This window comes from Streptomyces sp. CO7, from assembly GCF_053474865.1.
In genome coordinates, this window is sequence record NZ_JBRIOU010000009.1 from 144,582 (window position 1) to 146,023 (window position 1,442).

Below are 1,442 nucleotides of genomic sequence, written 5' to 3' on the forward strand. Positions count from 1 at the left end.
CGCCCGGACAGCCGCCGGAACGACCCCACCAGCAGCCCGGCCTCGACCAGCTTGTCCAGGTGATGCGCGGCCAGCGACCGCGACACCCCGGCCGCCTCTGCGGCGGCGTCCCGCCCCACCTCATCCGGGCTCGAGGCGACATGTCGATAGAGCCGTCGGCGCACGGGGTCTCCCAGCACGCCCAGCACGGCGAACGCGGAATCCTCAGCAGTCATCCACCGAGTCTATGACCAGCCCCGGTTGGCGAAAGAGCCCCGGGCGCCACCCCTCATGCCCTTCTGACGACGGCCCCGGCGTCCCGGATGCCGGACAGAAGGCACGATCGTCGACAGCAGAGGCTCGCGCATCATTGCGTCCCAGGGGCGAGAGCGGCTGCGATGCCCTCAAGAATTCTGATGCACTCATCGGTCGGCAGTTCGACCACGAAAACCGCACCGACGTCCTCGGGGTGCCGGAGCAGGTGATCCTCACGCCAGAACTCGGCCGTGATCACCAGGTGGCCGCCGTGCCGGAACAGATAGGCCGTCACATTGTCCGTGGTGGGACCCCAGTCCAGGAAACGAAACCGGCTGTGCATGCGGTAGCCGGCCTCGGACTCCTCCCCGGCAAGCTGACGGAGGCGTCGGTGTGCGGCGGTTGCGGACCAGCCGTCGAAGGGCAGGGGCGAACCTCCGCCGGACCGCAGCCAAGCGGCGGCATCGAGCACATCGTGGCGGAACTGGGGGACGTACACCATGTTGTCGCCGCAGGTCAGCCACCTTCCAGCCGCCCAGAGATCGACCCGGCACAGCGGACCTGGCTCCCCGACCTCGGCCGCGAACAAGGACTTGTCTCCCAGCAGCGTGTGCATGCCGGTGACAGTCGCAGGTCCAGCCCACCCCGACAACCGAATACCCGGCAACGCCGGCCGCCGGACCTCCGCACCGGAGCGCCGTACGGCTGTCCGGCACTTCGCCTGCTGCCGTACCGGCGCGGCTCGGGCAGCCACCGGCCCGGCCGCTGGTTCACCCGCGTCCACCCCACCCTGCTCGAGCCCGGCGGTTCGTGGGCGGACCACTTCGACCTGCTCACCGGTCTGCCCGGCCGCGGGGACACCGTCGTCGGCAACGCCGTCTGGTTCGGCCACGGCACGACGGTGATGCCAGGCGCGCGGATCGGGCACGGGGCGATCATCGGCGCCGGGGCGGTGGTCACCTCCGACGTCCCCGACTACGGCATCGTCGGCGGCAACCCGGCACGCCTGATCCGCATCCGGTACGGCGCGGACGACGTCGCCCGGCTGCTCGCGGTGGCGTGGTGGGACTGGCCCGTGGAACACATCACCGGCCACGTCCGGACCATCATGTCGGGCAGCGTGGACGAACTGGAGGCCGCCGCGCCCGACGCACGCCCCCGGTAATTCGGCGGCGCGGCGGCGGACGGCGTGGTCCACTGTGCCGTCG

3 protein-coding genes are annotated in these 1,442 nt (G+C 71.2%); 1 reads left to right on the forward strand and 2 read right to left on the reverse strand.

What is annotated here, in order from left to right; all coding sequences use genetic code 11:
• Window positions 1-215 (reverse strand): helix-turn-helix domain-containing protein (locus tag ACOV8S_RS27220; RefSeq protein ID WP_448321047.1); only part of this gene is annotated, 215 nt, incomplete at its 3' end.
• 131 nt (window positions 216-346) lie between these two features.
• On the reverse strand, window positions 347-850 hold the full coding sequence (locus ACOV8S_RS27225) for a hypothetical protein (protein ID WP_448321049.1): 504 nt from the start codon (window positions 848-850) through the stop codon (window positions 347-349).
• Between ACOV8S_RS27225 and ACOV8S_RS27230 the strand changes: the two genes are divergently transcribed.
• Complete coding sequence (locus ACOV8S_RS27230) at window positions 845-1,399, forward strand: CatB-related O-acetyltransferase (protein ID WP_448321051.1); 555 nt, start codon at window positions 845-847, stop codon at window positions 1,397-1,399. The two genes, ACOV8S_RS27225 and ACOV8S_RS27230, sit on opposite strands and share 6 nt — an antisense overlap.
• Window positions 1,400-1,442 lie beyond the last annotated feature (43 nt).